Annotated in this window: 8 protein-coding genes; 6 read left to right on the top strand and 2 right to left on the bottom strand. The window is 61.3% G+C overall.

The features are described 5' to 3' along the window. Positions 1-403 (bottom strand): hypothetical protein (locus QZX93_RS03825; protein ID WP_295394381.1); only part of this gene is annotated, 403 nt, incomplete at its 3' end. A 74-nt stretch (positions 404-477) separates the two neighbouring features. On the opposite strand from QZX93_RS03825, the gene QZX93_RS03820 reads away from it, so the two are divergent. Then, the gene (locus QZX93_RS03820) at positions 478-792 is read left to right on the top strand and encodes a histidine kinase (RefSeq protein WP_295394378.1); all 315 of its coding nucleotides are present in this window, start codon (positions 478-480) and stop codon (positions 790-792) included. 863 nt (positions 793-1,655) lie between these two features. Here the strand turns inward: QZX93_RS03820 and QZX93_RS03815 are convergent. Continuing rightward, positions 1,656-2,099 (bottom strand): helix-turn-helix transcriptional regulator, encoded by a 444-nt coding sequence (locus tag QZX93_RS03815; protein ID WP_295384077.1) that lies wholly within the window; start codon positions 2,097-2,099, stop codon positions 1,656-1,658. Positions 2,100-2,255: 156 nt separating this feature from the next. Here QZX93_RS03815 and QZX93_RS03810 point away from each other — a divergent pair, with 156 nt between their 5' ends. The 5 genes from QZX93_RS03810 (at position 2,256) to QZX93_RS03790 (ending at position 5,939) form a co-directional block, all read left to right on the top strand. Further along, positions 2,256-2,516: a helix-turn-helix transcriptional regulator gene (locus tag QZX93_RS03810; protein WP_295384075.1), complete on the top strand. Its 261-nt coding sequence runs from the start codon at positions 2,256-2,258 to the stop codon at positions 2,514-2,516. Positions 2,517-2,519: 3 nt separating this feature from the next. After that, complete coding sequence (locus QZX93_RS03805; protein ID WP_295384072.1) at positions 2,520-2,759, top strand: hypothetical protein; 240 nt, start codon at positions 2,520-2,522, stop codon at positions 2,757-2,759. Continuing rightward, complete coding sequence (locus QZX93_RS03800; protein ID WP_295384070.1) at positions 2,756-4,216, top strand: replication initiation protein; 1,461 nt, start codon at positions 2,756-2,758, stop codon at positions 4,214-4,216. The genes QZX93_RS03805 and QZX93_RS03800 overlap by 4 nt, the downstream gene beginning before the upstream one ends. A gap of 205 nt (positions 4,217-4,421) precedes the next feature. After that, positions 4,422-4,742 (top strand): hypothetical protein, encoded by a 321-nt coding sequence (locus tag QZX93_RS03795; protein ID WP_295394375.1) that lies wholly within the window; start codon positions 4,422-4,424, stop codon positions 4,740-4,742. Between the two features lie 312 nt (positions 4,743-5,054). Further along, positions 5,055-5,939: an endonuclease gene (locus QZX93_RS03790; protein WP_295384066.1), complete on the top strand. Its 885-nt coding sequence runs from the start codon at positions 5,055-5,057 to the stop codon at positions 5,937-5,939. The last annotated feature ends 344 nt before the right edge of the window (positions 5,940-6,283 follow it).

Raw genomic sequence — 6,283 nt, 5'->3', positions numbered from 1 at the left:
GCAGAGACTCCCTACCACTCAGGACGGTCCAGATGTCGCGGTTGCCGTGTCCTTGGATCTGGCTGATGATGTCGTAGCAGTTTTCGCGAAGGGCTTTCTGATGTCTACCTCGTCCGCTATGTCTCCAGACTTCAATGTCGGTGACCTTGCCATCCTCCAGCGCTCGGTGTTCCATCCCGAGTACGACGGTGCCTTGGCGGAGATCGTCGACCCTGAGAAGTGCCGTGGATCGGTGACGCCCTCGGGGCGGCGTCGGCCCGTCCAGGCGCTTTACCGGGTGCGGGTGATCGCGCCGGTTGAGGGCGAGGTCCTTTTCTCGGTTGCCCGTTACCAGCTTCGCCCCTTGGATTGCGTGGCCTTCAGGCGGGCGCTTCCCCGTGCAGAGCCCCAGCGACATTTGCATCCTGAGGGATCGAGGCCGTTGCCGGACAGGCACGGCCAGGGTCCGCGAGCGCAACGCATGGGGATCTGCCAGGTATGAGTCTCCCGTCCAGAATCGCCGAGTTCGGCTGGTTCGGTGCCGGCTGGGCGGTGTTCAAGGGCGGCACCGACGATCCCGATTTCTATCCGCCGATCGACGACAGCGAGGCCCTGCGTCACTGGCTCGCCGGCTTCGGTGCCGCCTGGGTGGAGTGTCCTGAGGGCGACGCCGTGGAGTCGATCCTGAACGGCGACGGCATGGGTGGGGAATCGGTCGAGGAGGCGTTGGTGCGTACACTGGAAACCCGGCAGGACCTGCTGTGTGCCCTGTGGGGGCTTGGGTTGGCAAAGCGTCCCCGCGTCTTGCACTGAATGGCCCTACGTTCCAGGCGCTGAATTGCCTCTGGCGGCCCCGCTTCCCGCATTCCCCCAAGAAAACCGAATCTTCAGCGCTCACACTCATCCGTCCTGATCGGGCACTCTGGCTTCCCTGGCCTTGCTTCGTAGTCATGTTGCCGACGCCGCTTGGCGATCTTCTGGATCCGGGCTTGGCCATCTGCATAGGACGCCACGCCGGTGCTACGCATCCCACCTACCCCTGATCCCCGTCCGCCCCAGACCGTGACCAGGGTCCACTCACCGAAGATAGATCGACCGTAAGGTTATCGGGCTCGGACAAGTCGGCCGCGTCAGGCGTCTTTGACGCCTTGCAGCCGCGTGATTTCCCCTTATCCTTCCCGCTATGGCAGTGGGTAGCCCCGCTCAGAATCAATGGTGTGCCGCTGGCATGCCGGGAAAACGTCTCCGATCCACCACGCGGATAGCTGCTTTGCGTGAGATATCTCAACCCAGCCAAACATCGGATAACACATCCTGGCTTTCACAATAATGTCTTACTTAAACAAAAGCATGTGCGGATCGCGCAAATGAAATTCAGCACCGTACAGCCACAGACCACCCCCGTTGGAAGCCTGCACCGGCACAGTTTCCGGCACACCTGGCACGGAGGGTCCCGCCGATCATGCTGACGTGAAGCCGGTCAGATTGACCATGCCACCGACCGGCAACCTCCCTGCGCTTAACCGTCCTATGATCCTCCAATCAACGGCCCCCGTGGGACTGCAGATGTGTGGTCGACTCGGCCCGAGAAGGTGCGTTGCCGGCTGCTCGTGGCGGGACGGCTTGCTCTTCCAGCTCCTGCTGCCGTCCTCCCAGGTGACGGTTTCGCACGGGTTTCATGTGGCCTCGTGTCCGCGTAATACCAGCAACAAGGCCAAATACCCCTCTCGCGTCAGCCCGTTCGGCGGCTGCAACGAGTACAGCGCCCGCCACTCGATGGAGCGGATGTTCAGGCGTTCGCAAAGAAACTCGTCGCCGGCCAGGCTCGCAAGACCGACCGACGTCTTGCGATCAGCCAGGATGTGTTCACGGCTGATCTCCGTGTTCGCCAGCGTTTCGTCGCTTTCGCCGCCCATCAGCCAATGGGCGCTGACACCCAGCTCGTGCGTTAAGGTGTCGAGCATTTCAATCGACGGCGCTCGCACGCCACGTTCCATACCGCTGATGTGGGACTGGACTACCCCGCAACGGTTGGCCAGCTCAGTCTGGTTCAAGCCGGCCGCTTTGCGTGCCCGTTTTAGCCGGGCACCGTTCAACACCGTAACGTTGGTCTCGTTCATGTGCGTCGCATGAACGAAAACGGTCCGTGCGGGAACGTACGGAGCAACAAAGACATAGCCAAACCTCGGGTTAGCTCTGAAAGATTTTTATATTATCTATGTTATCAAGATGTAAGGCAACCAATGCCGGCCAAGTGCCAGCAAATGGAGTACCGGATGAACACCGATAATCCCTTTGACCCAGGCGTGAGTGTCATTGTAGGCGCCAATGTTCGCGAAGTCCGTAAAGCCCTCGGGTGGAACCAGATGACGCTCGGACAGAAAGCTGGCCTGCGCCAGAGCTCCATCTCTGCAATCGAACGGGGGGAGCGGTGTCCCTCGCTGGAGCGGCTGTTGGACCTGGCGCGTGCTTTCGGCGTTGCGCCCGCGCGCCTGCTGATGGTTCCCACGGGGACGGGCGGGGAGGGGGCGGGGTAGGGCGTGGATATAGGACTCGCGACTGACGTGAAGAGTGAGCCGCCCCCGCGCCCCGCCAGGCACGCGGAGCAGTTGCGGTTACGACGGTTCGAGCCGATTGCGCACCGTGTGCCGACGGTACCGAACATGGTCTCCAGCGAGTTCGAGCAGGTCGGTCAGAACAGCCTGCTTCAGGGGGCCGGTGCGGCCGGTCGCGCCCCGGCCTCGGTAGCAGGGCGAGTGGCGGAGGCTGCACTGCCATGACCGTTCAGTGTCGAGGGGCGCCGGCGTCAGAGGCCGCCGACGAGCGCGACTACGTCGACGCGGTTCGCGATTTTGTGGCTGACACAATAGCGGATGAAACCAAGAGCATACCCCGCGACGGGATCGTGCGAAAATGCGCCACCGCTATCCATATGTCAGGCAACCTCAAATTATCGCAGCGCCGCGCACTCAATTTATTGCTTTATATGGCGCTACCGCATATGCCGCAGCGCACCCGTCATCAGGTCAGTCTTAACGCCCTGGCCTGGGCCATGACTGGCGATAGTCGCGCCTCTCGCAATCTTCGCACGATCATACCTGACATCCAGGCGATGATGCGGATTCTGGTCGAGTGGGACGTGCTAGGAGAAGACGGCAGGGTAGACGAGTGGGAGGGAATGAACATCGTTTCCTGGGTTCGTATAAATGGCGTGGACGGTGTCGTCGATTACAGCTTCACTCCGGAATTCCAGTCGCGCGTTCAGAATAACGTCAAGGTGGCGGACATCGCGCTTAAACGACAATTGGCGTTCCGATCGATTCATGCTCTAGCATTGTATGAGCACACTAGATATTACCTGGAAGATAATAGTACGCCATGGACTTCGATCGCCTCTTTGATGGCGATTATGGGGATAAAGAATAATAAATATTATCAAGATTTCAGGAGGATGTCGGGAAAAATCATCAAGCCCGCAGTGTCAAGTATAAATGAAACGTCTGACATCAATATCACTTTCGAAGTACAACGGAGGGGTAAAGGTGAGGTCGTTGCCATCAGATTTTCAGTGGCGCGGAAGGTCAGTTTTGGTGATGGCGCTAACGTGATCATGGATGCGGGCCGATTGAAGGCGAGTGGTCCGGCCGACGCTGTGAACGACGGTGATCATCCAGCCGCCGTCATGGCAGTGAGGCAGCAGGAAGCCGAAGGCCATAGCCCGACGAATGACAATCTGGCAGTGCGATTGCGGCTGGCAGAATATGCGGTCCCGGAAATGCGAGCGCTGGACCTGATGCAAAATCACAGCGCCGCAACGATTCTCTCTGCACTGGTAGCGGCGGATAATTGGCTTGCGGATTTGAAGGCACAAGGCCGACCAGTCCGGAGTAAGACTGCGGTGGCATACAAGGCGATAGCCGAGAAATGGGTCGGGGTGGCACCCACCATGTTTAATCTCCCCGAAAAGGCCGAACCGGTCAGTGCCCCCACCCCCGCAAGACCTCCGAAAGCGCCGCGGGACCGCAATAACGTATGGTGTGTTCAGTATCTGGATCGTCTGTCCGCCGAAGACCGGCAAACGACGCTGTCAGCGTTCGTGGTCTACCTGGGCGATCCGCAGCGGACCATCATCCGCGCGGCCTATCGCTCCCATGGGTTAGAGAGTCGCGCTGTCCTGGCCGAACTGCAAGCCTATCTGGGGACCATCGGAGTAACAGCCTCCAGCGTCGCTGGATGATGGCCCTCGTCAGCTTTCCGAACCAGCAAACTTCAGACTGCCAATAGCGGGGGTCTTGGGCTCAGACTATTCGCGAATGAGCCCAAATTGTCTGAAAATGGCACTGGCCCCCGGCCGGTCAGATTCGGCCATGTGATGTACCGCAGGCACGCACCAGGAGTCAGCTATGCCACGACACTTCCCCGCTGCCCCTTGGTCGATATCCTTGAAGATCGTTTCCCTGTTCGGCACCCTTGTGCTTACGAGCCTGAGCTATGCCGCATCCTGCGTGATTCCTACCCCGAGCGGGTTCACGCATGATGTCGGCTTGGTCGTCGCGTTCATCCCGCTCGGGGTGCTCGTCGGGAGCATCATCTTCATCGTCGATGGCTACACGGTCGGGCCCACGCGCATCTCAGTACAGCGACTGCTGTTCGTGACGTCCGTGCCATTGAGTGGCCTGCAGCGGGCCTGGGTTGAACCCGCTGTCTACAATGGCTCGGTGCGGGTCTTCGGCAACGGTGGACTCTACCCGAGCAGTTTGTGACCAGGCGACAACGGCTGATCCGCCGTACCACGGGCCGGCAGGCGAGGGGTCTGCTACAGTACACGCCCTCGCGCACCGCGCCCGCCAGTTGTTGTCCGTATGCCCCGACGCCCGCCGCCCTCCCGACCCTCTGCGCGCGCCCCTAAGCGCACCTCTGCGCGGGCACCTGCTCGCACCGGTACCCTCCAGACCCTTGGCCGTCGCACCCTCGCTGGACTACGCAATCTCGGCATCGGCCTGGCGATGGCCTCGGCGGTGTCCTATCTGCCCGCATCGGTCACAGCGCGCTGGTCCGCTCATGCGCAGCGGGGGGTGACCATCACACACGACATCCGCGTCTTGCTGGGTGACGTGGGAATAGATGCCATGAATGCTGCCGGGGGGGTGCTGCCGGATCTGCGGGGGGTCCGGCTGCCGATACCCGCGGCGGCGCCGCTACCCGCGACGGTATCCGCCGAAAAGCGCGAGTCGTGGCCGGAGCCATTCACACCCCCCACGGAGTTGCCACAGGCGGCGCAGTTACCACACGCTGCCTCCAGCTTCAGCGCGGCCAAGCGCCTGTTATACGAGCGCGTCTATACCGATCATCGCATCACCTTCTATTGTGGTTGCGGTTATGATCCGCAGAAGCAGACGGCATTGGAAAGCTGCGGGCTCGGGTTCATGGCAGCGAACAAACGGGCGCAGCGTGTTGAGGCCGAGCACATCTTCCCGGCCGCCCAATTCGGCCAGTCACTTGCCTGTTGGCGTGCGCCAGCCACCTTCCCGCAGTGCCTGAAGACCGGCGGCGGCCAGCTATCTGGTCGCGCCTGCTGTGAAAAGGTTGACCCGACCTTCGCCACCGCGCACAACGATTTGCAAAACTTGGTGCCGGCGGTCGGCGCCATCAACGGAAAGCGTTCGGACTTCAATTGGGGCATGGTCAGTGGTGGGGAACGTTTCGGCGACTGCGCGATCCGTATCGACGCCAGCACTCGCCGGGTCGAACCCCCATCCGTGGTACGCGGGGACGTCGCCCGGACCATGCTGTATATGCGTGACACCTATGGCTTTCGCCTCAGCCGCCAGGACGAGCAGTTGTATGCGGCCTGGAATAATGCCGACCCACCGGATACCTGGGAGATCGACCGTAACCATCGGATCAGCCAAATCCAAGGTCGCGGGAACCGGTATGTGGAAGAATATAAGCGGTTATGAGCGAACACCGTCCAGCGGTGGGCTGTGTGCTGTGGGATCTGGTCGACTCGGCTCACGGCTACGCGGAATTTGCAGGACTGGGGCCGCGCGACCGGCTCAAATTCCGCTTATCGCACCGGGTTCGGACAGTTTTTGACCAATGACAGGCCGGCGCGGTGCCGCTGGCAGCGAGGGCAGAGGCGATGCGGCGGTGGGTCCATCCCGAGAAGGCGCGGTACTATCAGGCCGACTTGGTCGTCGATCTGCTCGGCGACTGGTCGCTGATCACCGCCTGGGGCGGGCTGGAGTCTCACCGGGGACAGGTGCGGCGGGCCTTGGTGGCGTCGGAGGCAGAGGGGGTGAAG

Source organism: uncultured Thiodictyon sp. (genome assembly GCF_903946935.1).
Lineage (GTDB): Bacteria > Pseudomonadota > Gammaproteobacteria > Chromatiales > Chromatiaceae > Thiodictyon.
This window is presented reverse-complemented; position numbering and strand designations above follow the sequence as displayed.